The organism is Umezawaea endophytica (assembly GCF_025061645.1).
Classification (GTDB): Bacteria; Actinomycetota; Actinomycetes; order Mycobacteriales; family Pseudonocardiaceae; genus Umezawaea; species Umezawaea endophytica.
On the sequence record NZ_JANYMP010000006.1, the window covers coordinates 131,829 to 154,470 of the forward strand.

General features: G+C 64.1%; 24 protein-coding genes and 2 tRNA genes. 12 read left to right on the forward strand and 14 right to left on the reverse strand.

The window, feature by feature from the left end:
- Positions 1-131: 131 nt before the first annotated feature.
- The 3 genes from NZH93_RS15085 to NZH93_RS15095 form a co-directional block, all read right to left on the reverse strand.
- Positions 132-263, reverse strand: a tRNA-OTHER gene (locus NZH93_RS15085).
- 164 nt (positions 264-427) lie between these two features.
- Positions 428-1,198, reverse strand: a complete 771-nt coding sequence (locus NZH93_RS15090; protein WP_259623691.1) for a hypothetical protein — start codon at positions 1,196-1,198, stop codon at positions 428-430.
- Positions 1,199-1,366: 168 nt separating this feature from the next.
- Positions 1,367-3,133, reverse strand: coding sequence for an ATP-binding protein (locus NZH93_RS15095; protein ID WP_259623692.1), 1,767 nt, complete (start codon positions 3,131-3,133; stop codon positions 1,367-1,369).
- A 225-nt stretch (positions 3,134-3,358) separates the two neighbouring features.
- Here NZH93_RS15095 and NZH93_RS15100 point away from each other — a divergent pair, with 225 nt between their 5' ends.
- Positions 3,359-3,931: an NUDIX hydrolase gene (locus NZH93_RS15100; protein ID WP_259623693.1), complete on the forward strand. Its 573-nt coding sequence runs from the start codon at positions 3,359-3,361 to the stop codon at positions 3,929-3,931.
- Here the strand turns inward: NZH93_RS15100 and NZH93_RS15105 are convergent.
- Positions 3,899-5,074, reverse strand: coding sequence for an NsdA family TPR-like regulatory protein (locus NZH93_RS15105; protein ID WP_259623694.1), 1,176 nt, complete (start codon positions 5,072-5,074; stop codon positions 3,899-3,901). The genes NZH93_RS15100 and NZH93_RS15105 overlap by 33 nt on opposite strands.
- Positions 5,075-5,224: 150 nt before the next feature.
- Positions 5,225-5,599 (reverse strand): helix-turn-helix domain-containing protein, encoded by a 375-nt coding sequence (locus tag NZH93_RS15110; protein ID WP_259623695.1) that lies wholly within the window; start codon positions 5,597-5,599, stop codon positions 5,225-5,227.
- 149 nt (positions 5,600-5,748) lie between these two features.
- On the opposite strand from NZH93_RS15110, the gene NZH93_RS15115 reads away from it, so the two are divergent.
- The 5 genes from NZH93_RS15115 to NZH93_RS15135 are packed head-to-tail and all read left to right on the forward strand — an operon-like array spanning position 5,749 to position 9,725.
- Positions 5,749-6,033, forward strand: coding sequence for a helix-turn-helix domain-containing protein (locus NZH93_RS15115; RefSeq protein ID WP_259623696.1), 285 nt, complete (start codon positions 5,749-5,751; stop codon positions 6,031-6,033).
- On the forward strand, positions 6,030-6,386 hold the full coding sequence (locus tag NZH93_RS15120; RefSeq protein ID WP_259623697.1) for a WhiB family transcriptional regulator: 357 nt from the start codon (positions 6,030-6,032) through the stop codon (positions 6,384-6,386). Before NZH93_RS15115 ends, NZH93_RS15120 begins: the two co-directional genes overlap by 4 nt.
- Positions 6,383-6,709: a hypothetical protein gene (locus NZH93_RS15125; RefSeq protein WP_259623698.1), complete on the forward strand. Its 327-nt coding sequence runs from the start codon at positions 6,383-6,385 to the stop codon at positions 6,707-6,709. The genes NZH93_RS15120 and NZH93_RS15125 overlap by 4 nt, the downstream gene beginning before the upstream one ends.
- On the forward strand, positions 6,709-7,566 hold the full coding sequence (locus NZH93_RS15130; protein ID WP_276023486.1) for a hypothetical protein: 858 nt from the start codon (positions 6,709-6,711) through the stop codon (positions 7,564-7,566). The genes NZH93_RS15125 and NZH93_RS15130 overlap by 1 nt, the downstream gene beginning before the upstream one ends.
- Positions 7,563-9,725: a P-loop NTPase family protein gene (locus tag NZH93_RS15135; protein ID WP_259623699.1), complete on the forward strand. Its 2,163-nt coding sequence runs from the start codon at positions 7,563-7,565 to the stop codon at positions 9,723-9,725. Before NZH93_RS15130 ends, NZH93_RS15135 begins: the two co-directional genes overlap by 4 nt.
- A gap of 284 nt (positions 9,726-10,009) precedes the next feature.
- Here NZH93_RS15135 and NZH93_RS15140 read toward each other — a convergent pair whose 3' ends face one another.
- From NZH93_RS15140 to NZH93_RS15150, 3 genes are read right to left on the reverse strand one after another with little or no spacing between them, the layout of a single operon-like run.
- Positions 10,010-10,903, reverse strand: a complete 894-nt coding sequence (locus tag NZH93_RS15140) for a helix-turn-helix domain-containing protein (RefSeq protein WP_259623700.1) — start codon at positions 10,901-10,903, stop codon at positions 10,010-10,012.
- A complete protein-coding gene (locus NZH93_RS15145; RefSeq protein ID WP_259623701.1) occupies positions 10,900-11,124 on the reverse strand; it encodes a hypothetical protein in 225 nt (74 codons plus the stop codon). The genes NZH93_RS15140 and NZH93_RS15145 overlap by 4 nt, the downstream gene beginning before the upstream one ends.
- A gap of 54 nt (positions 11,125-11,178) precedes the next feature.
- Positions 11,179-11,451: a hypothetical protein gene (locus NZH93_RS15150; RefSeq protein WP_259623702.1), complete on the reverse strand. Its 273-nt coding sequence runs from the start codon at positions 11,449-11,451 to the stop codon at positions 11,179-11,181.
- Positions 11,452-11,635: 184 nt separating this feature from the next.
- Between NZH93_RS15150 and NZH93_RS15155 the strand changes: the two genes are divergently transcribed.
- Positions 11,636-12,796, forward strand: a complete 1,161-nt coding sequence (locus NZH93_RS15155; protein WP_259623703.1) for an NsdA family TPR-like regulatory protein — start codon at positions 11,636-11,638, stop codon at positions 12,794-12,796.
- A gap of 2 nt (positions 12,797-12,798) precedes the next feature.
- Here NZH93_RS15155 and NZH93_RS15160 read toward each other — a convergent pair whose 3' ends face one another.
- The 4 genes from NZH93_RS15160 to NZH93_RS15175 all read right to left on the reverse strand — a co-directional run bounded on the left by NZH93_RS15160 (position 12,799) and on the right by NZH93_RS15175 (position 14,545).
- A complete protein-coding gene (locus tag NZH93_RS15160; RefSeq protein WP_259623704.1) occupies positions 12,799-13,176 on the reverse strand; it encodes a tyrosine-type recombinase/integrase in 378 nt (125 codons plus the stop codon).
- Positions 13,173-14,054, reverse strand: a complete 882-nt coding sequence (locus NZH93_RS15165; RefSeq protein WP_259623705.1) for a site-specific integrase — start codon at positions 14,052-14,054, stop codon at positions 13,173-13,175. The genes NZH93_RS15160 and NZH93_RS15165 overlap by 4 nt, the downstream gene beginning before the upstream one ends.
- A gap of 82 nt (positions 14,055-14,136) precedes the next feature.
- Positions 14,137-14,213 (reverse strand) — tRNA-Leu (locus NZH93_RS15170).
- A 50-nt stretch (positions 14,214-14,263) separates the two neighbouring features.
- Positions 14,264-14,545, reverse strand: coding sequence for a metal-sensitive transcriptional regulator (locus tag NZH93_RS15175; RefSeq protein WP_259623706.1), 282 nt, complete (start codon positions 14,543-14,545; stop codon positions 14,264-14,266).
- 268 nt (positions 14,546-14,813) lie between these two features.
- Between NZH93_RS15175 and NZH93_RS15180 the strand changes: the two genes are divergently transcribed.
- Positions 14,814-15,155, forward strand: coding sequence for a histone-like nucleoid-structuring protein Lsr2 (locus tag NZH93_RS15180; RefSeq protein ID WP_259623707.1), 342 nt, complete (start codon positions 14,814-14,816; stop codon positions 15,153-15,155).
- Positions 15,156-15,259: 104 nt separating this feature from the next.
- Here NZH93_RS15180 and pabB read toward each other — a convergent pair whose 3' ends face one another.
- Complete coding sequence (gene pabB, locus NZH93_RS15185) at positions 15,260-17,284, reverse strand: aminodeoxychorismate synthase component I (RefSeq protein WP_259623708.1); 2,025 nt, start codon at positions 17,282-17,284, stop codon at positions 15,260-15,262.
- 92 nt (positions 17,285-17,376) lie between these two features.
- On the opposite strand from pabB, the gene NZH93_RS15190 reads away from it, so the two are divergent.
- The gene (locus tag NZH93_RS15190; protein WP_259623709.1) at positions 17,377-17,640 is read left to right on the forward strand and encodes a hypothetical protein; all 264 of its coding nucleotides are present in this window, start codon (positions 17,377-17,379) and stop codon (positions 17,638-17,640) included.
- A 15-nt stretch (positions 17,641-17,655) separates the two neighbouring features.
- Here NZH93_RS15190 and NZH93_RS15195 read toward each other — a convergent pair whose 3' ends face one another.
- Complete coding sequence (locus tag NZH93_RS15195) at positions 17,656-19,272, reverse strand: aromatic amino acid ammonia-lyase (protein WP_259623710.1); 1,617 nt, start codon at positions 19,270-19,272, stop codon at positions 17,656-17,658.
- A gap of 385 nt (positions 19,273-19,657) precedes the next feature.
- Between NZH93_RS15195 and NZH93_RS15200 the strand changes: the two genes are divergently transcribed.
- The 3 genes from NZH93_RS15200 to speD all read left to right on the forward strand — a co-directional run bounded on the left by NZH93_RS15200 (position 19,658) and on the right by speD (position 22,637).
- On the forward strand, positions 19,658-20,866 hold the full coding sequence (locus tag NZH93_RS15200) for a metallophosphoesterase (RefSeq protein ID WP_308214202.1): 1,209 nt from the start codon (positions 19,658-19,660) through the stop codon (positions 20,864-20,866).
- Between the two features lie 138 nt (positions 20,867-21,004).
- Positions 21,005-22,171: a type III PLP-dependent enzyme gene (locus NZH93_RS15205; RefSeq protein ID WP_259623910.1), complete on the forward strand. Its 1,167-nt coding sequence runs from the start codon at positions 21,005-21,007 to the stop codon at positions 22,169-22,171.
- Positions 22,172-22,226: 55 nt separating this feature from the next.
- Positions 22,227-22,637, forward strand: coding sequence for an adenosylmethionine decarboxylase (gene speD / locus NZH93_RS15210; protein ID WP_259623711.1), 411 nt, complete (start codon positions 22,227-22,229; stop codon positions 22,635-22,637).
- Positions 22,638-22,642: the final 5 nt, after the last annotated feature.

The window sequence follows — 22,642 nt, forward strand, 5'->3', positions numbered from 1 at the left end:
AGCACCACCCGCCGCACCGGGACACCAGGGGCGGCGCGCATATGCACGGGCGCGCCGGATCCGCGTGCCTGCGGGTGATGCCGCGGAAAACAGAAAGGCTGCACACCGACGCGCGGTGTGCAGCCTGTGCGTGCCCCCGGTCAGAGTCGAACTGACACTGGACGGATTTTGAGTCGGCTACGTAGCCAGGCAACACATGGCGACCTGGGATTGCGAGCCCATGCCTGGCGGCGTTTGGGGCATGCCAGGTGCCGCACGAGGGCCGTTCATGGACAGGTTCATGGACAGCCATCCACTTTGGACTTTGCAGCTCTGGACTGCCAGGGGATCATGATCTTGCAAACTCAACCTACATAACGAACCATCAACATGAATGGCACTTTCTTCATCACAGCCCAGGGCGCCAGTAGACAATAATTGAATACTTTTACCCAATGGCCTCAGTGAAACCTTCTTCATCATCGGGATCTACCGCTTTGGCGTCTACAGACTTAATCGGATTTCGAACCAGCTCCGACAGTTGCCCAAGAATTTCGCTCGGCGCTTTCAACAAGGCCGGATTTTCCTGAAGTACTGCAATTTCACTTTCGCTCAGAACTTTTGCTACCACCACCCCTCCCGTCTTCACGATTACCATGGAACTTAGCTGCACAACCGCATCATGGCCCTCCGGAAGTGAATCAATAACTTTCGAAAATGCACTGGCTTCGCGTTCATCACTTTGCGAACGCTCACCATAAATATACTTCAATTCTCCGGCGCGCTCGAGCTTACCGGCAAGTGCTGACAGCTTTTCGCCAGCGCCGGAATCGCGACCTTTCAACCTCCAACTTTTAAACCATGATCCAATTCTCGCAGGCTCGTCGTCAATTAGGTCAATTCCACTAGAACTGAGTAACGAAGATATAGCCCCAATCAGCGCCTCAGGCGGCCCATCTCCTGATGTATAAACAGAAAGCCTGGACAGTAACGATCTCGTCGAGCTAGATCGATCGAAACTTATAATATCCAGCGAGACATCACCTTCACGGCTTTCACCAACTAGAGCAATACTTCTCCCCTTCGCCATACCTGATGCAATTTTAGAAATAACCGCGTTTGCTACTTCGCTAACTTGCGATTGCGAAAGCTCAGGGTATCGCTCAGAAATTGCTCGCCGAAACAACTCGAATGCGTGATCCCCAGAAATCTCAGACATGCCAACCAACCTCTCGAAGGAACTATAAACCTCAATAGCTTGACTAGAAGAACCACAGTTCCAACAACTTGTGTTCACCCTGCCTTATTTAGGGTAAAACGCATACTTACAAGTTTTGATTCTCACTCCTTCGAACCACTAAACCGACATAGTCGACACAAGAACACATCACTGCCAAAAGTCGGCGTGGTTACAAGTAGGGCCAATTTCTCGAGACTTCCCCATAAATACCGAACCCAACGGAGAACCGCACTTTTGACAATGGGCCTTTCTCCAGAGGTCGACTACCAGTCTGCTAAATCGGCGCACTTCACTCGCCGAAGTAGATTCTGCCCACATCGCGTAATGTGCGCCGTAGATATTCCTGAGAGCGTATCCTGCATTGATCTCAGACGCTACAATTTTCAAATCTTCAGGTACTTTTGATTTAGAAATAGATTTGTAAACGCCCGGCCACAAATCTTCGAGCGTATAACGATCTCCCATTGTCCTGCTAATCGACGTGCGCATGGTTTGAGATAGTTTATCCGAAAGCTCTTCAAGTGCACGCCCAGTGTATGCACACAAAGCTTCCGGTGGTGCATCAGGAATCAGCTTTTCCAGCTGATTTGGCGTATCGATCCCACCACTTCTCAACCTGGGACCACTCTCCGAGTCCCACTCAACAATCTCAATTGTCTTCAATTTGAAAGCAAATTTACGAGCTTTATTCTCAATCAACCTTGCCCATAGCCTATCGTGAACAGTGATCAGGAATTGCCAATTGGCGAATCGTGCAGAAAATAGGTAGTCAAGTATGGCGTCCCGATGTACCGAGTCAACACTTTGCCAAACATCGTCAAGAGCAAGAACCCGAACCTGACCTCGCTCAGCACATGCATGTGAAACATTTAGAAGTATGAGCATCGCTAACAGGTCCAGAGCACCCTCGCTCAGTACTTGTGCGGGTTCCACTGAGCGTCCAGAAGTTAATTGACACTTCACAACAAGTTCGTAGCCACTTCGCGCAGCAAAGAGGCTGACTGCAGCTATATGCTTGAGTCCAGCAATTGCACTGAAATCGTTAGAAACTCTTTCGCTAACCTTACTTAGAAGTCCAGGAAGCTTGCGCGATACAACATCCCCATTTCCAGTGGCTGAGCGACTATCCCTACGACTGACCTGCAATTGACGCTGCAAGCTATAGATAGCACCAAGACGACTTTCAAGCTTATTTAAAGCCGCCTGTATATCAGGAGAAATATCGGTCTTTGGTCGCAGCTTACCACTCTTTGAGTCCTTGAATTTCTGCGACGTAGTCTTATACTGTGGAAAGTTTTCCTGACGCCACTGCAAAAAGATCTTGCGACTACTTATAGGGACACGATCGATTGGTATAGATGCCGCCACAGAAAGGGCAATCTGCGCTTCGAGAACACCGGAACGTAACCCATTTAGCTTTCCTTGCGTTCGTTCAACTTGCAGTGCAGCATAACCAGGATGCTTTACCACATCACGTAGATAGTCGAAAAAGAAGCGCATCTTTTCGGTAGAGTTAAGCTGCCAAAATACTTCGACATCTGATCGCCCCAAGACCACTGGCGACAGCGAAAACCCCGGCAAGAATTCGTTGCCGCCAAGCTTTATCGCACCTTTGTCTGGATTTAGATCGAAACCCCTGCTGTAACTACTTCCATCATTCAGTACAACTTTAATCCAAGGTGGACCATCCGCGAAATAGTTTTGCGCCTCTCGTTTCGTTTTCGTTCCTTTATTACCTCGCCTGCTCACTTTTCCCCTCAAGCAGAATTCCAGAGAGTCCGCTATAGAGGATTTTCCTGTCCCATTATCCCCTAGCACCAATACCGATCCAAGAGAGCCGTCAGCCATCCTAAAATCGACAGATACTTCGCTATCGATCCCGCGAAAACGTCGGGCAGTCAACGTGCGAATCATGACCATCCATGGACCCCTATCTATCCTAATAGAATAGTCGAATAAATTTTGACTAGGTTCTCGCTAGTTTATTGCGTATTTGATTGTTTCACCTCGAAACCGCTGTTGCGCCTATCGAATCACCAGCTACCTGCTTAACATACGACCACCCTAACGATCTATCGCGTCAACTTGCATCAGCGTTACACACCAGTGACAAGTCGACGATTGTAGTAAGCTTCTATGGTGACGGATTATCCAGAAGAGCTCAGATGGAAAGTTCACGGAGAGCGGACAATCTACGATAACCGCTGGGTAAAGTTGAAGCTCGTCGATGTTGAGCCACCCGACGGAACTAGGTTCGAACATCACGTGGTACAGCTTGACCATGTTGCAGTGGCTCTTCTCATAAATGAGAATGAAGAAGTCTTGACTTTGTGGCGCTACAGGTTCACTGTCGATCAGTGGGGCTACGAACTTATCGGCGGCTTGATTGAAGAAGGAGAAGAGCCGGCAACCACCGCAGCACGTGAGGCCGAAGAAGAAACCGGTTGGCGGCCGATCGGGGAGCCGGAGCATATTGCCACGTTCCAGCCAATGCCTGGAATGGTCGATGCACCGGTAAATGCTTACATCTGGCGCAACGCGGAGAAGGTCGGCGAACCCACCGATGGCGAGGAAGCGGCACGCATCGAGTGGATCCCAATCGATCGGATGCTTGAACTCATCAAGCGCGGTGAGGTTCTTGGCTCGGGGGCCATTGTGCCGCTGCTTTTCTACCTAGCCTCACGCAATATGGGAGGCGCTACCAACGGGTAGTTCCAGACTTGCGAGACGCTGCCGTTGGCGGTCTGAGCCGATACGTGACGCGAGCTGCTTAGCTTTGCGCGCGTATTCTTGAGCCCCTCTGCTGTCGCCAGCGGCGGCGTACGCAAAAGCTAGATCCACGTACATTCCTGCTTCACCGCGGACTGCTGACCGCGGTGAGTTTTCCAGCTCTCGCGCGGCCGATTCCAGTTGGTTGATTGCGTCTTGGTTTCCGAGCCGAAGTAGGGCGCTTCCACGCCAGCGTGCCAGGTGTCCATCGTTGAGCAGAAGAAACGGCATCTCTGGGTCCACGGGATCACTCGACAATAGCTTCTCGGCATCATCAAAGGCACGTACGGACTCGTGATGGAAACCAGCAGCGGCAAGACCTTCACCGTGCGCGGCTGCCAGCCAGGTTCGCAACAACGACGGGGCGCGGTTCTCCGCGACGTAGCGCGCGTATTCGAGCAGCTCAACTGCTGCGGCCGGTTCGCCGATATCCAGGAGGATCACGGCTTGCTGGGCGGCTGCGTGTGCCAGTAGATATGGCGAGTCGGCTTCACGTGCGGAAACCTTGGCGTCCTCGTGGTACTGCCACGCTTGTAGCTGCGAACCACGGTCCAGCGCAGTCCAGCCTGCAAGGGTTCGCGCGTCGGTGAGTACCGCTGCCAAGCGTTCGCGGTGTTGGGTTCGCACGCTGAACGCGCGGACGCTTTCCATCTGGCGGACTAGGCCGTTCAACTGCTCCAGCACCACGACGGCACCGAACCGTTGGTCTGAATTTCGCAGGTCGTTGACTTGCCTTTGGAACATGTCGAGTGTGGCGGTGTCGATGCTGCGGGCGACCACAAGGCGGTCCCGTAGCTCCTCGACACCGTGGCTCAGCAGCTCGGATGGAAATCCGAGCTCCTCGTTGGTGCGGCCGTAGAACTCTCGAAACAGGCGTTGATAACCCGGTTCGGTCACTTCGACGTGACCGTTTTCCCAACGGGAGATCATGATGAAGAGAGCTTGCTCGGTTGCCTGCGGTAGGCCTGGCACCTCGTTGCGACGCTTGAGGATGTACCTGACGACCTGTTCCTGAGTGCGCCTCAGCTCCTCACGCGCCCCCTGCAACCGGGTGAGTGGTGGTTCCCCGCGCTTCCTTCTTGCCACGTTCTCCCCCGTCCCCTGAGGCCGTGACCTGCGTACCTAACTCGACCTAACAACCTCCGCGTTAGCCGCTGACAATTATTTGGACCCCCTGTTCGGCTGTCTTCTGTTGCCATGACAGCGAACGAAAAGGCAACAGACGAAGCAGCCCGGTTACTCCTTCTTCCTCGAAGTCTCGTCCAGTCGGTTCGACAGCGTCCCGAGTTGTGCCCGGAGTCCGCGAATCTCACGAATGATCGTGTTCAGCAGCGGGACTATCGGGTCCTCGGTTTGCGCTGTGACTGCGTCTGCCTCCGGTGGCGTCTTGCCTTGAAGGATCGCACTCAAATGCTGGGGGTGCCAGTCGAGTGCGATCGACAGGGCTTCCAAGGTTCGGGGATTGCGCCGGCGTTGGATTCGGCCCTGTTGGATCTCCCGCACGATGGCCAGCGACACGCCGGACCTCTCGGCCAGCTCTTTCTGCTTCAAAGTCAGTTCCGCAGCGCGTTTGTTGATCGCGTCCGCAGTCGCCGACCAGTCCTCTTTCACGTACGCCTCCGTGCTCCGCCTCAGCGCCGACGTTAGCGCGCGGTTCACGCATCTCACGGAGTTATCGCTGACATCAGCGCTATTCGACTGTTAATCACCGCTGATCTCTGCGAATCGGATGACGACATCAGTCTTTCGGAGGCGTGGTTATGAGTGCGACAAACAGTGCGGGCAACGGCTCGCCGACGTTCTACACAGTTCCTGAAGCGGCTCGGGTCATGCGGGTGGACCCGTCGACCCTCTACCGGGCGATTCGGGAGGGTGGTTTTCCGGCTGTGCGGCTGCGGTCGCGGTACGTCGTGCCTGCTCGGGCGGTTGAGGAGCTGGTGAGTCAGGCCGTCGAGTCGGGCGGCGTGGTCGACGTGGCGGGTCTGGCCGCTGAGCGGCGTACGGCTCACGAGGTGGCGCGGCTGACCGGTGGTGCCTCGTGGTGAACGCGGACGACTACTACGAGGTGGTGGCGGCTGATCTCGACCGCTACGCCCAGGTGCCCGATGACGTGCTGATGGAAATCGTGACCCGTGACGGGGCCTGCATGTGGCTCCGGGCGGATGACGAGGAACCGGAGTGGCACGACGACGGGACGGGTGAGCGGGAAGTGGCCGCGCGGATCTGTGCGGGATGCCCCGTTCAGCGGGAGTGCCTGGAACTCGAACTGCGCGTCGCCGGTCCGGCGACGGTGGGCGTGTGGGGCGGCATGTCGGAAGACGACCGCCGCGCCTTGCTCCCGGTGTGGCTGGTCCGCCGTGCCGGTGCACCTGGCCGGGAAGGGGAGGGGCCGTCATGACCATCAACCTGACGCCGACACAGTTGCTCGCCTGCCTGGGCGTGGTGCTGCTGGTGGTCGTGGTGTGGCGTGCGAGCGCACGCCGGGCCAAGGCTGCTGCCCACACGGCTCGTTCGGGTGCTCGGCTGCTGTCGCTGACCGGGCGGGTGCTCGGCATGGCCGGGGCCATCGTGGGTGTGCAGTGGCTCGTGATCACGCATCCGGGCAACACGACGTTGCTGCTCGTGGTGCTGGGGCTGCCAGCCCTGTTCGCGGCCCACACGCTCACCCGTGCGTTGACCGTGACCGGTGCGGACGGGCCTCGCCGGAAGGGCGGTCGGTGATGTTCACCCTCACTTCTCGGGGTGGGGGAAGGGTGGTCGCCTTCGGGCGGCCACCCGCCGCCCCCGCCGACGACCAGGTGAGCCGCGCACGGCGGCTCGCGCGGGAGGCTGTCGAGGCAGCCGAGCTGCGCGCCCACCAGACGCGGCCCGATGTAGTGGCTCTGCGGGTTGAGCGGGTCAGAGGTCAGGTGGACCGGCTGTGTTGGGCGGGCATCATCCTCGGCTTGGCGTTCACGATGACCAACGTCCAGAGCTTCGCCTCCGCCAGCACTCCCCCGTGGTCGCTGCCGTGGCTCGCCGCGTGGTTGCTCGACCCCACGGTGTCGCTCGTGCTGCTCGCGATCCTGCGAGCCGAGCAGGTGACTGCTCGCTACCAGGTCCGCACGGGGCCGTGGGTGCGGCGGGCGAAGTGGTTCACGCTCGCGGCCACGTATGTCATGAACACTTGGGCGTCGTACGCGGCCGGGTCGCTCGCGGGCATCGTGCTGCACTCGGTGCCGCCGCTGGTGGTGTTCGTGGCTGCGGAGGCGGTCACCGACCTGCGCGACAAGCTGACGGAGGCGGTCACCGCCGCGTTCACGGAAGCCGAGCGGCGAGCGCTTCCCGACAAGTCCGTGAATGTGGTCGCGCGCGTTCATGAACCCCTTGCACGCACGGCGAGCAAGAGCAAGGGGTCGGGTGCTCGGAAGTCGTTCGCCGACTACCTGGCGGAAGCTCGTGCGGCTTGGCGCCCAGGGGTCTCGGTCACTCCCCTGTGGGTCCGGGAGGTCACCCACTGCTCGCGCGGTCTGTCCTCCCGGTTGGCGGCCGTCCTTGCCGGTGAACTCGCCGACGCGGAAGGAGGTGACGAGTCATGAACCCCGAAGCGAGCAACCAGGGCCACGACGCGTTGCCCGTGCGCGCGGACCGGCAGGACCTTGTGGAGGGCTCGCCCGTGCTTGACGGTGAGCTGGTCGACTACGGGCCGAACAAGCGCCGTGCGACACGAGCCGAACGGTTCACGAGTTGGTGGCAGCGTTCACCACGCGTGCCCGCTGTGCTGAAGAGTCGCCGCCTGGCGGTGCAGGCGGCCAAGGATCTCGTGGTGCGGTTGTTGCGCTCACCGTTCCGGATCGCCGGTGCCGTGGTTCGTGGTGTCGCGGTCGCGGCACGGTGGTGGCGGTCGTGGGTACGGGTGAGCGACTACCGGGAGGCTGCGGAGCAGTCCGAGAAGTTGGCGGACAAGTTCACCGACATTCGCGCACTGACGTTGTTCCGGTGGAAGGTCACCGGTGGCGTGCTGGTGGTCGGTGCCGTAGCGGTCGCGGTGCTCGATCTCCTCTACGGCTCCCGATCGCTGTGGATCACGGGCGCGCTCGTCTCCGTGGGCCTGGCGGTGCTCGGCAGGCGCAAGGACGGCAGCCCTGGGCGCAAGCCGGTGCTCGCCGGTCCGCGCACGCTGACGTGGACGATGGATCCGCAAGTTCTGGTGGACGCGTTCCGCGACGCGAAGTTGATCGGCAAGGACGAGAGTCTTCGGCTGGTCGAACGTGCACTGCGCGTCGGTGACGGGCGGGCCATCACGGTGGATCTTCCCGCGACGCGCAAGGCAGCCGATGTGATCAAGAATCGGGAAGCGCTCGCGTCGGCGCTCGCCGTGGACGAGGTGCAGTTGATCGTTGAGCGGGTGCGCGGCAACGGTGGGCACGCCGGGCGGGTGTCGATGTGGGTCGCGGACTCGGACCCCTACGCGTCGCCTCCAGTGCGGACTCCCCTGCTCGGTGTGCAACGGTGGGACGCGTGGCGGCCAGTGCCGTTCGGGCGGGACGCACGTGATCGACGGATCGACTTGCCGTTGGTGTGGACGTCGTTGCTCGTGGGTGCGATTCCCAGGCAGGGCAAGACATTCGCGGCACGGCTGGCAGCCGCGGGGCTCATCCTGGACCCGCATACTCGGCTCTACGTCGCTGACTTCAAGTCCGGAAAGGACTGGTACGCGGCGGCTCAGGTTGCGCATCGGTTCATGTCCGGCGACGAGTCCGAACACGTGCTCACGCTCGTGGATTGGCTCGTGGAACTGGTCAGCGAGGTGCAGGGTCGGTATCGGCGGATGCAGGATCTCGACGACCTGGTGTGCCCGGAATCGAAGATCACGCCGGACATGTCCCGTGACCCGGTGTTGGACATGCCGATAACGGCGATCTTCATCGATGAGGTGCAGGTGCCGTTGGAGAACCGCTCTCCCGTCGAGGTGGAGGGGAAGAAGCTGACCGCAGGCGGGTACGTCGGGGAGTTGCTGACGTGGCTTGCCCGCAAGGGGCCGGCGGCTGGAATTCTGCTCGTGCTCGCCACTCAGCGGCCTGACAGCAAGACGATTCCGTCGAACCTGCGGGCGGTGCTCGGCTCGCGGTTCGCGTTGCGGGTGATGGACTGGCGGGACAGCAACATCGTCCTTGGCGAGCAGATGAACACACGTGGGTACGACAGCAGTCGACTGCTCGCCTCCCACAAAGGGGTGGGCATCCTGCGGCCAGACGGGGAGACCGATGTGGGAGCGGACGTGCTCGCGATGACGGTCCGGACCTTCTACATGCCCAACGAAGATTGGCGGACCATCTGCCAGCAGGGGCGGGCGCTGCGGGAGGCGGAACGCACCTTGACCGGACACGCTGCGGGAGAGGACTCAAGGCCGGTACTCGATCATGCGGCTGTCGCCAAAGCGATCGGCGGCGGATCGGCGGCTGAAGTCGAGTCCGGTCCCGAAGCAGAGTTGCCCGAACCGTTGGCGTCCGTTGTGGACTATCTCGGTGACGAGTTGGCTTCCGGTGACAGGGATTTCGTGCCGACTGCTGAACTCGTCTCCGCTCTGGAGGTGGAGTCGACAGCCTTTGGCAGGCAGATGGGCGACCTGGGGTGCAAGCCCACGCGGGAGAGGGTCACCACGGAGGATGGGGTTCGCCAGGTTCGCGGGTACCTCATGGCGGACATCGGCGCGGCTGTCGCCACCCACCGAGGGGCGGGGACCGATGACGAGTAGCCCGTCACAACCGGGGCTGGCGACCTGTCACGCCGTCACACGGCCTGTGACGGGTACCGAGCATGGTCTTACCTGCGCTTATGGGTCGTTGTGACGGGTCCTGCCTGTGACGGGTCACCCGTCACAGGCACCGAAAACAGCCGTGTGCCGCGCCATCTCCGAACGATGGCGCGGCACACGGCAACCCGTCACGTCAGCGGGGCCGGTACGGCGTGGGTGTCGGCACGCGCCGTACCGGCCCCTGGTGTGCCGGCCCCACGGAGGCGGAGGCGGGGGCCGGAGTCTCAGGAGGCTTGGAGGTCTTCGTTCGGGCGGCTGTGGTCGTTCGCCCACTCGGTGAGGACCTTGCGGGACTCCGTTGAATCGAGCGCGAGCGCTGAAAGCGCCACGTGTTTGGCCAGGTGGGATTTGATGGCCTGTTCGTCCTCCACGAACGCGGTGTTCACGTCGGATTGCCCGTACGCCAACGGTTTTAGCCCGTTGCGGAAGGTCAGCACCGTGGAGGCGTGGTGCAGGGCGGGATGGTTGCCCGCGCTCGTGGGGATCACCCGGAAGGTGAGCTTCGAGTGTGTGCTCAGGTGCACCAGTCGTTCTGCTTGGCCGGACATGGTCGCCCGGTCGCCCACCCACAGGTGAAGCGCGGCCTCGTGGATGTAGAACGCGAACCCGTCAACGTGGTCGCCCGACAACACGCCTTGCCGGTCCATCCGACGTCGGACCGCAGGTTCCACCGTGACCGGGGGATGCGTGGCTGAGAACAGGAGTGCGCGGGCGTAGTCCTCGCTCTGGAGCAAGGCCGGGATCCCCAACGGCTCGTAACAGGTCAGCGACGTCGCTAACCGCTCGTGCAGGTTCAGGCTCAGGAGCACGTCGGCGGGCTCGTCGGAGTGCGATCGAAGGAAGTGCCCGGTGTGGTGCTCGCGCATCAACCGCATGATGCGGTCTCGGGTTGGCTTGTCGGTTCCGCACTTCCCGAGCAGGACGCCGATTTCCCACTCGCTCGTGCCGCGCCACCCCTTCTCCAACTTGGAGAGCTTCGCTGTGGACCAGTCCAGTTCAGCGGTGACTCGGGTTCCACGAAGTCCGGCGCGTCGGCGGGCGGCCTTGAGTTCGGCTCCGAGTTCGCGGCTCTGAGCCGTGGTCGTGCGTTGCTGCTTGGTCTCGTTGTCGGGCGTCACGGTTGCTGGCCTCCCTCTACGGTCCGCCGGCGGTCGCGAGCGCGTTCCTGCAAGGTCTCGCCGAGTTGCACCATCTGTGCGCCTAGCGCCTCCTCGCGGTCCGGGTCGAACGCGGACTGCGAGATGTTGTTGTTCGCATCCATCAGTCCGAAGATGTAGTGCGCGGTCTCGGTGTTGACTGCGGACACGGACACCAGGAACACACGCAGGTCCCGCATCACGAGGCGACACCTCGATAAGTCGACTTGTTGATCATTAGTTCATCCCGAGGGTGTTCACGTGCCCGTGCGAGCGAGCAGAACGGATCGATCCGTGCGCAGCCGATGCCGTCCGGGAGGTGCACTCGGTTCGGCGCGGTGCTGGCGGGGCAGCGGGACCGTGACGGGCTCTTCAGGCTCAGGAACCGCGCGGAGGTCATCGAGTACCTGCCGAAGCTCTTCGCGAGCCCACACGGCTTCGTAGGCGCTCTCCGCGCACTGCTGGGCGTACCGCCTGCCGATCACCACCATGTAGACCGGAGGCAGCACCAGCCAGATCAGGAACAGCACGATCCCTGGACCATCACCCACGAAGTTGCTCAACACCGGTTCCACCCGCCTCCGTTGACATCAGGTGCGCAGATGTCAGCCTTCATTGATGCCATTCGGGCGTAAATGACCTGGCAAAGACCTGTCTTGCCCTCCACCGCCCTTACACTCATCAGCGCTGACATTGGCGAACGGAGGCCAGCCGATGAATTCGGAGCGCAAGCGCCCTAGGACGCTGCTCGGTGAGTTGGTGCGACAGCGTGGGCGGACCGCCGAGAAATTCAGCGAGGACGCGGAGGTGTTCGCGCGCGAGCACGGCATTGACGCGACGTTGAGCCCCCGCCACCTGCACAGGCTGATGTCCGGCGGACGTGACGACGGGCGGTCTCTGGGACCCGTCCGCGCGGGTACGCGAAAGCTGCTCGAAACGATGTTCAGCGTGCCGGTGGAGCAACTGCTCCGGCCGGTGCCACCCGCCCAAGCCGAGCGGTTCGATTCCTCGGATGACGCGCTGAGCCTCCGCGCCAGAATTGCGGCCGGGCGGACCGTGGACGCTCAGACGATCGATCTTCTGCGGCGGAAACTGGACATCACGCGGGTGATCGATCGGCGGTTGGGGGCGTCCGCTCTGCTGGGCGAACTTCGCGGGCAGGTCGAGCAGATGGAACAGGCACTCGGCAACGCGCTGAACCCGGTTGTGCGGTCCAGCCTCGCCGAAGTGCTCGTAGACGCCTCCACCCTCGCTGGCTGGCAGTCTCTCGACCAGGGAATGGTCGGCGAGGCGTGGGACCACTACAACCGGGCTCGTGCGGCTGCCAGGGAAGCGGACTCGCGGGAACTGGAGGCCTACGCGTGTGCCGGGCAGGCCGTCGTGCTGCTCGACGTCGGCGACTCGAAAGCGGCCATCGAACTCACCGACCACGCGCGGGCCCTCGCCAAAGGACAGACGTCCGGGCTCCTCCGCTCGTGGCTGACCGCCGGGTACGGGGAGGCTTGTGCGGCCAATGGCGATCAACGGGAGTGCCTGAACGCTTTTGACGACGCGGAGCGTTCGATGGCGTCACGGCCGGAGTCGCCGGAAACGCCGTACCTGGTCTTCGGACCTACGCATTTGGAGCGGTGGCGTGGGAACGCGCTGGCGCGACTCGGTGAGCCTGAGGCGATACCCGTCCTGTCGGACGTGCTGGACCAGTTGGACCCGACATTCACCAGGGCCGCGACCGCGTTGCGGGTCGATCTTGTTCAGGTGTTCACCGCGACCGGTGAAATGGCTGCGGCGGCCGAGCAGGCGCAGCACGCTCGACTGCTGGCCGCGCAGATTGGTTCAATCCGGCAGCGGAGGCGTCTCGACGCGTTGGTGATCTGATCTCACTTCGGCCGTCGTTTCGGCATCCGGGACCCCAGGATTTCGGCGGCCTTCCGGTCTGTGGCCGCCACCCAAGCCGCGTAGACGCGCAATGTCGTCGCTCCACCGCCACCGTGTCCGAGGCGTCCGGCAACGGTTCGCAAGTCCACGCCGGCCGTCAGCAACTCGGTTGCCGAGTAGTGCCGCAGCGCGTGCAGGTGGGTATCGATGCCGAGCCGGTCCGCCATGTCCTTATAGCGCTGCGTAACGGCATTGGGCGAGTACGGCTCCTGGTGTGAGGGGGTTCGCGCCATGCTGAAGACGAACAGGTCCTCGGTGAACTCCTGCCCCAACAACCGCACGCGTTCGGCAACCCGGTCGCGCTGCTCCCGAAGGATCACGACGGTTTCCGAGTCGAGCGCGATCCGGCGGTTCTGGTGGGTCTTGGTGTCCTTTCCCTGCCGTTCACCCAGCTCCGGCGAAGATCGATGACTTCGGCGTCCAAGTCCACCCGGTTGAAGCGCAGCCCGCACAACTCACCGCGCCGGATTCCGGTGGTCATAACCAGCCAGACCAGAGCGCCCCAGTCCTCGTCCATGTCGAACGCCTTGTCGACCAGACGCGCCGCTTCCGCCGAAGTCGGCGGGTCCGGCTGCGGCGGTTTCTGTTTTGGACGGCGGACGATCTGCGTGGGGCTGGAAGAGATCCAGTCCCAACGGACGGCGGCGTTGAGCGTGCCGCTCAAAATCGAGTGGATCTGACGCACCGTGGACGCGGCCATGCCCTTGCACGCGTGCGGCCTGCACTTCTCCTTGACGCAGTCGTGCGCGTCCTTGGTCGTGTGCTTCTCGAAGTAGGGCTTGCCGTCGCAGCGGGCACGGCAGCGGCGCAGTTCGGTATAGAAGCTCTCGATCGTCCGGGCGGACAACTTGTTGACCGCGACCCTGCCCAGAACCGGTTTTATCGTCCGTTCGATGTAACCGACGTAAGTCTTCCGGGTGCTGTCGTCTACTTCGCTAGTCCGTAGCCACTCGTTGATCGCGTAGCTCAGCGAGACGGAGGATTCGGCCGACCGCTGCTTGTTGACCTGTGTGCGGAACTCGGCGAGCTTGTCGTCGGCTTTCTTGCGGGCCGCGTCGTCCAAGCCCTTGACCGTGGCGTTGAGGTAGACATCTTTGCCCGTGACCGGGTCTCGCCCGGCGAAGTACCGGACCTGAAGGTTGTTCCCGCGCTCCCGGATACTGCCCTTCGGACAGCGCGCAGCAGCGTCTCTGTCCACGACCCAAGTGTACTCAAGGACACCGTCATGGACAGAGATCAACTTCTCTGCTGATCATTCAGTTGTCGCCGCTGGTGAGCGGTGGTGCCCCCGGTCAGAGTCGAACTGACACTGGACGGATTTTGAGTCCGCTGCCTCTGCCGGTTGGGCTACGGGGGCCGGCAGGGGGCAACTGTACTGGATCAGGTCGTGCTCGCGGGAAAGGGGCCCTAGGAGCGGACGAGGCGGCCGATGGCCTCGCTCGCTTCGCGGATCTTCTCCTCGGCGACTTCGCCGCCTTCCGCGGCGGCCTGGGCGACGCAGTGCTTCAGGTGTTCGTCGAGCAGGCCGAGTGAGACGGCCTGGAGGGCCTTGGTGGCCGCCGAGATCTGGGTGAGGACGTCGATGCAGTAGTCGTCGTTGTCGACCATGCGCTGGAGTCCTCGCACCTGGCCTTCGATGCGTCGGAGCCGCTTGAGGTAGGCGTCCTTGTTCGAGGTGTACCCGTGCATCACTCCCGGCCTTCCCTACCCTGGGTGGGTATCGCCTCCAGGATAGGCGCCCCCACCGCCCTCGCGTGCACCGATTGTGACGGTAACGGTCGCGCCTTGACGTGCATTTAAACGTCAGGCACCAAAATGACCCGACCGGGGGGATCGGTCACATTTTCCCTCTCAAAGGTTAGCCGATATTCAACTTGTGCACTATGGTGACCCCGAAGCGTGTGGCGAAGTTACAGTCGACGGCAGCACGCGCTATGCGAGCACATACGGAGGAACAGTGGCACAGCAGACCGTCGTCCAACTCATCGACGACCTCGACGGCGGCGAAGCCGACGAGACCGTAACCTTCGCGCTGGACGGTGTGGAGTACTCCATCGACCTGTCGAAGGAGAATGCGGACAAGTTGCGCGAGTCGCTCGGCGACTTCGTCGCCAAGGCGCGTCGCGCGGGTGGCCGCAAGCAGCGCAAGGGCACTGGCAAGAGCACCGTCAAGGCTGGTGACAAGGCTCAGGCGCAGGCGATTCGCGACTGGGCGCGTGCTCAGGGGCACCAGATCTCGGACCGTGGCCGCATTCCGCAGGGCCTGGTCGTGCAGTTCCAGGAAGCACACGCTTCCTGACGTCGTCGTTTCGCCGCGTTGACCTGGCCCACTGGCGGGTCAACGCGGGGAAACGGGCCGTTAACCACATCGTGGGACATTCCGCGCCCCTTGCCGCGGGCGACTCAGCGGCCGGGAAACGGCGTGTCCAGCAGACGGAGCATCGCGGTGGCCTTGACCGCTGTCTCCTCGAATTCCTCCGCGCCGTCGGAGAGGGCGATCACGGCTCCTCCGACGCCGAAACTCACCTTGTCGCCGTGGACCACCAGAGTCCTGATGACGATGCTGAAGTCCGCTGATCCCGACAGCGAGAAGTAACCGAGGGCACCCGAGTAGACACCTCTGGGTCCCCCTTCCAGCCCATCGAGGATCCGCATTGTGCGGATCTTCGGCGCACCGGTCATCGAACCACCGGGGAAGGCGTCGCGAACGCACCGAACGGCCGAACCGCCGTGGCGGAGCGTCGCCCGAACACCGCTCACGAGCTGGTGGACGGTCGCGTAGGTCTCGACGTCGAAGAGCCGCGGCACCTCGACCGAGCCGACTTCCGCGTGGTGGCCGAGGTCGTTGCGGACCAGGTCCACGATCATCAGGTTCTCGGCGCGGTCCTTCACGCTGGTCGCCAGGTCGTGGCGCAGCGCGGCATCCTCCGCGGGGGTGCGGCCGCGCGGCCGGGTGCCCTTGATCGGCTCGGACAGCACGACGCGGTCGCGGTCGACCCGCAGGAACCGCTCGGGCGACGTGCTCAGCACCGACAGCGCCCCGAACCTCAGCAGGGCCCCGAACGGCGCCGGGCTCTCGCGCCGCAGGAACCGGTACGCCGCCCACGGGTCGACGGCGCCGCGCCAGGTCACCTCGTTCGTCAGGCACACCTCGTAGGTCTCCCCCGCGGTGATCGCCTCCAAGCACGCGTCGACCAGCTTCAGGTAGTGGGGCCTGGCGTGCCGCAGCGACACCTCGGCGGAACCGGGGCCGATCGCCGCCACGGGGTCGGGCAGGGTGCCGACCGCGAGCAGCGCGGCCTCGACCTCGTCGAACCAGCCGTCGTCGGTCAACGACAACAGGTGCACGCGTCGCTCCTGGTGGTCGAACACCACCGCGCGGTCGGCGAACACCAGCGCGGCGTCCGGGTGTTCGGACCGGTGGGCCGCCGCACCGCCGCACTCGGCCTTCAGCTCGTAGCCGAGGTAGCCGACCCAGCCCAGCGCGAACTCGAACGGCAGGTCGAGCGGGCGCACGGCGTTCTCCGCCAGGTCCCGTTCCAGCCAGTCGAAGAACGGCCCGTCGTGCTCGGTGACGCCGTCGGCGCCGGTCACGGTCACCCGCCCGGCGAACACGTCGAACGTGGCGACCCGCGCCAGCGGTCCGCTCGCGTCCCCCATCACGGAGAACCGCCCCCGCCCGCCGGTCCGGCTGCTGTCCAGCCAGAACGCGTGCGGCGACCCGCCGTGCAACCGGGCGAACGCGGCCTCGGCGTCCGGGTGCGCGTCCAGCGACCGGACCAGCACCTCCCGCGACGGCAGCGAAGCCTCCGGTCGGGTGACCTCGACGGGGGGAACGGGGGTGACGGTGTGGTGCTCCTCGGTGAGGCGGCGGAAGTTCTCCAGCACCCGGTGGCCGTGCTCGGTGCAGATCGACTCGGGGTGGAACTGCACCCCCCACGCGGGTCGGGTCCGGTGCCGCACGGCCATGAGCACGCCGTCGTCCGTCCACGCGATCGGCTCCAGTTCGGGTGGCAGGTCGGTGACCGCGAGCGAGTGGTACCGCACCACCGGGAACGGCGACGGCACCCCGTCGAACAGGTCCGCCCCGGTGTGCCGCACGAGGTCCACCCGGCCGTGGCGCGGTTCCGGCGCGAGCCCGACGGTGGCCCCGTGCTCGAGGCACAACCCCTGGTGACCGAGGCAAACACCGAGGAGAGGAATGCGCGCGTGCGCTATTACGTCTTGGCAGAGGCCGAAATCGACCCTATTTCGGGGGTTCCCCGGTCCGGGTGAGATCACCACGTTGTCGAAACCGTCGAGATCGGTCAGCCGGAAGCGCGGATCGTCGTTCGTGATGACGACCGGATCGTGCCCGTTCACCCGCGCGAGGTACTGGTACAGGTTGAAGGTGAACGAGTCGTAGTTGTCGATCAGCAGCGTGCGCATGACGTACGGCACGGTACCTGCTGAAACACCCGAACGGAGTACCTCGACCACGGGCCGGTGGCGCGGATCTCAACGGGTACGGTGGTGCCCTGATGAGCGAGGACGAAGAGCAGGAAGACGACTACTCGGAAGACGACGACGAGGGCTTCGACGAGGATTTCGAAGAAGACCCGTCGGACCTGTTCGAGGTGACCCGCGAGGTTCGGACCGTGTGCCAGCTCTGTGGTGGCGCGGGGTTCGTGGCGAACCCGGTGCTCGCCGTGATCGGCGGTACGCCCAGGACCGTCGACAACGGGCGTTCGTGCCCGCACTGCGACGGCAACCGGACGTTCACCGGGCTCATCCCACCACTCTGAACCCCGCGCCGCGGCTCACAGCAGCTTGCAGGACTTCCTCAGCTCACCGCTGCGGATCAGGGCGACGACGGCGTGGATGTCGCCGTCCATCCGCCGATCGGCGTCCACGAACGGGACGTGGTCGCGGATCAGGTCGTACGCGGGCCGGGTGGCCGGGCTGAGCAGGTCCGGCCCGCGCAGGTCGGCCGCCTGGCACAGCGCGAGCAGGTGGATCGCGGCGACCTGCTCGGCCAGTTCGAGCACCGTCCTGGCGTCACGGGCGGCGATCGTGCCCATGCTGACCTTGTCCTGGTTGTGCGCCTCGGTCGACCGGGAGAACGCGCTCGCCGGTGCGGTCAGCTTCAGCGCCTCGGCCGTCAGCGAGGACGCGGCGATCTGCATCCCCTTGAAGCCGTGGTGCAGCCCGGCCTGCCAGTCGTCCGCGGCGAACGGGAACGCCAGGTTCGCGGGCAGCCCGTTGTTGAACTTCTCGTCCACGACGAGCGCGAGCTGGCGGTCGAGCAGGTCCGCCACGTTGGCCACGGCGAGCTTCAGCCCGTCCATCGCCTGGCCGATGTGACCGCCGTAGAAGTTGCCGCCGCTGCGCACCGCGTCCTCCGCGGCGTCGAAGAGCGGGTTGTCGTTGGTCGAGTTGATCTCGATGGTGACCCATTTCTCGGCCCAATCCACCAGATCCCGCAGAACGCCCGTGACGGCGGGCGCGCAGCGCAGTGAATAGCGATCCTGAACGGCGTGGTCGAGGTGGTGGAACCCCGCTCCGGACGGCATCGGATCGGAGGTCAGCACTTCTCCGTAGGTTCGCGAAAGACCTGAACCGTCCAACAGCACACGGATGTTGTCGGCACTCGCGAGTTGACCGGGATGCGGTTTCTGCTCGTGGATGAAACGGTGGTAATGACCTTGGTTGCCGAGCAGGACTTGCGCGCCGAGCGCCGTGCAAAGATCAGCGATGGCGGCGATCTCCTTCGCCGATTCGATCGCCAGGACGGCGAACGCGGACATGAACGAGGTGCCGTTGATGAGCGCCAGACCCTCCTTGGCCTCCAGCACGAACGGCTCCAGACCGCACTCGGCGAGCGCTTCGACAGCGGGCAGGTCGCGGCCTTGGAACCGGACGGTCCCCTCGCCGATGACGGTGCTCGCGAGGTAGCAGAGCGGGACGAGGTCACCGCTCGCGCCGACCGACCCGCGCTCCGGGATGATCGGCAGGACGTCGTTCTCCAGCAGCGCCAGCAGCCGCGCGACCAGTGCGGGACGGACTCCGGAGTGGCCTCTGGCCAGGCAGTTCGCCCGGATCAGCAGGGTGGCTCGCACGACGTCGGGACTGCTCTCCGGGCCGGTGCCGTTGAGGTGGTAGCGGACGAGGTTGCGCTGGAGCTCGGCGGTCTTGGCCGCGGAGATCTGGCGCGTGCTGCTGTCGCCGAACCCGGTCGTGACCCCGTAGAGGGGCAGTCCGAGGTCGATCAGCCGGAGCTTGAGGCCGTGGGAGCACTCCATGCGGGCGAGCGCTTCGGGGTCGACGCCCACTCGCGGGCGCACCGGGCGCCGCACGACGGCCGCGACCTCGCGCGGCGTCAGGTCGTGACCGTTCAGGAGAATCGAGTTCCGCACGTCGTCGAAGGTCGAGGTCATCTCGTCGCCTCTTTCCAGCCGCATATCCCATCGAAGGCTCCCTTCAGTAGAAAAAGGAAACCCCCACCTAGTTGCCTGATTTCTTCCTTTCCACGTCACCGAGAAAAACCTGGTAATCACACCGCTGTACTTCGCCCTGCTGAAGCAAGCGGTTTCAGTGTTGCTGCGGGGAGCGTGACAGCGGCCCTGATAACCTGTCAACAGTCGATTCCAAGGGGGCAGGACAAGGAATATCGCGGTTACTTTCCGCATTTCTGCCCGTCCGCGCCACCGCGGCACGGGTGTCCGTCCGGAGGGGACGGTCGACTGGCTGTGACATGACAACCCGAATGGCCGATCGCGGGGCCCGACACCGGACAAACGCCCGAACGTGGACACTTGACCTGTGATCTTCCTGCTGCTGCTCGGCGTGCCGTGCGGGCTCGCCCACCTCTACCTGTGGAAGCGGCTGGTCCGCGACACGACCACCACCCCTCGCGGCAGGAGGCTGGGCACCGCCGCGATCGTCGGCATGTTCCTGCTCCTGTTCGCCGGTCTCGCGGGCGGCAGGTACCTCGGCCCCGACCTCGGCGCGGTGCTGGCCTGGCCCGGCTACCTGTGGCTGGCGATGACGCTCTACCTCACGCTGCTGCTGGCCGTGCTGGAGGTGCCGCGGGCGGTCCTCAACCGGCTGTGGCGGCGCCAGCAGGTGCCCGCGCCGGTCACCGTGCCCGCCGAACCCGAGGTCGCGCCGACCGAGGAGCCGTCCGGCGGCCCCGTCGACGCGAGCAGGCGGCTGTTCATCGCCCGCTCGCTGGCCGTCGCGGGCGGGATCGCCGCCACCGGCGTCGTCGGCTACGGCGCCACGCAGGCGCTGGGCGGCCCGGCGGTCAAGCGCGTCCCCGTCGCGCTCGGCAAGCTCTCCCCGGCGCTCTCCGGCTTCCGGATCGCCGTCGTCAGCGACATCCACCTCGGCCCGCTGCTGGGCCGCGGCCACACCGAGCGGATCGTGAACACCATCAACGGCCTCCAGCCCGACCTGGTCGCCATCGTCGGCGACCTCGTCGACGGCACGGTGGAGGAGCTGGGCGAGGCCGCCGCGCCGCTGCGCGACCTGGTCAGCAGGCACGGCAGCTTCTTCGTCACCGGCAACCACGAGTACTTCTCCGGCGCGCAGCCGTGGCTGGCCGAGCTGAGCAGGCTCGGCGTCGACCCGCTGCGCAACGAGCGGCTCACCATCTCCCGCGGCGGCGCCTCCTTCGACCTCGCGGGCGTCAACGACGTCACCGGCCGCAACTACGGCGACGGCCCGGACATGGAGAGGGCCCTCGACGGCCGCGACACGTCCACGCCGGTCGTCCTGCTGGCGCACCAGCCCGTGCAGGCCACGCAGGCCGCGAAGCTGGGCGTGGACCTCCAGCTCTCCGGGCACACCCATGGCGGCCAGATGTGGCCGTTCAACTACGCCGTCACCCTCCAGCAGCCGGTCGTCTCCGGGCTGGCGACGGTCGACGGGATGCCCGTCTACGTCAGCAACGGCGCGGGTTTCTGGGGTCCGCCGGTCCGGGTGGGAGCGCCGCCGGACGTGTCCCTGATCGAGCTGCGTAACGCCTGATCGATCACATAACCCGGATCGGATACCCCGTTTTCCGCGAACACCACCTAGAGTGGACGGCCGTGCCCGAACACGGTGTGATGGGAGATCCCTGGCGGAATGACTGAGAGCGTTGCCACACCGGCGGAAGCCCCGCCGATGCCGCGTCCCGCTGGAACCGGGCGCGAGGAGGCACAAGCTCGCATCCGCCATTTTCTGGATCATGAGCGACCGGCCACCCCCTGCTTGGTCATCGACCTGGAGACCGTGCGGGAGCGCTACACCGCGATCTCGTCCGCGCTCCCCGGCGTCGGTGTCTTCTACGCCGTGAAGGCGAACCCGGAGCCCGAGGTGGTCGGCCTGCTGGCCGCCGAGGGCAGTTCGTTCGACGTGGCCAGCCCGGCGGAGATCGACCTGTGCCTCGCGCAGGGCGCCCCCGCCGAGCGGATCTCCTACAGCAACCCGATCAAGAAGGCCGCGGACGTCGCCTACGCGTACGGACGCGGTGTGCGGCTGTTCGTGTCGGACAGCGAGCAGGACGTGCGCTCGATCGCCGAGCACGCGCCCGGTTCGTCCGTGCTGCTGCGCATCTTCGTCAGGGCCAACAGGTCCACCTACCCGTTCGGCAAGAAGTTCGGCTGCGACCCCGAGATGGCGGTCGACCTGCTGAAGCTGGCCGACGGGCTCGGCCTGCGCGCACTGGGTGTCGCCTTCCACGCCGGGTCCCAGCAACTGGACCCGCACGGCTGGGACGACGCCATCGCCGACGCGGGCGCGATCACCGCGAAGCTGCGGGCCGACGGCCTGGAACTGTCCACGGTCAACCTCGGCGGCGGCCTGCCGTCGGCGTACCTCGAGGAACCGCCGCCGCTGGCGGACTTCGCCGACGCCATCACGGCCTCGATCGCCAGGCACTTCGGCGAGCACCGGCCTGCCGTGATGATCGAACCCGGCCGCGCGGTCGTCGCCGAGTCCGGCGTGATCCGGTCGGAAGTCGTTCTGGTGTCGCGGAAGTCGTACTCGGACGAACGGCGGTGGGTCTACCTCGACATCGGCCGCTACGGTGGTTTGGCGGAGACCGAGGGCGAAGCCATCGCGTACCCGTTGCGCACCGGCAAGGACGAGGGGCGACGAGGCCCGGTCGTGCTGGCCGGCCCCACGTGCGACGCGGACGACGTGCTCTACCAGCGCGTCCGCTACGACCTGCCGCTCGACCTGCGGGCCGGTGACCACGTCGACCTGCTCGGTGCGGGCGCGTACACGTCGAGCTACTCCTCGGTGGCGTTCAACGGCTTCGGCCCGCTGGCCACGTACTGCGTGCGATGAGCACGCCCCCGGATGTCCACACGTTCGGTCCCACTGAAGATGTTTGGAGTGATTGATGTCCGAAGTTCCGTGCGAGACGGAGCCGGTCGGCTTGTTCGCAGGACAGCACGTGCTCGCCGAGTTGGAGGGCGTGAGCCCCGAGATCCTCGACGACGAGAAGTTCCTGCGACACGCGCTCGGTGAGGCTCTCACCCAGGCGAATGCCACGGTGCTGGAGGTGGTCTCCAAGCAGTTCGATCCGCAGGGGGTCACCGTCCTGGCCCTGCTTTCGGAGTCGCACGCGTCCATCCACACCTACCCGGAAGTCGGATCGGTGTTCGTGGACGTGTTCACCTGCGGTACGAAGGCGAAACCCGCGCTTGCGGTGCAGTTGCTCGCCGAGGCGCTGGGCGCCGCGTCGACACGGACGGACATGATCATCCGGGGCAACCGCGTCCCGGCTCTCGTTGGTGAGGAAACGGCGTGACCACG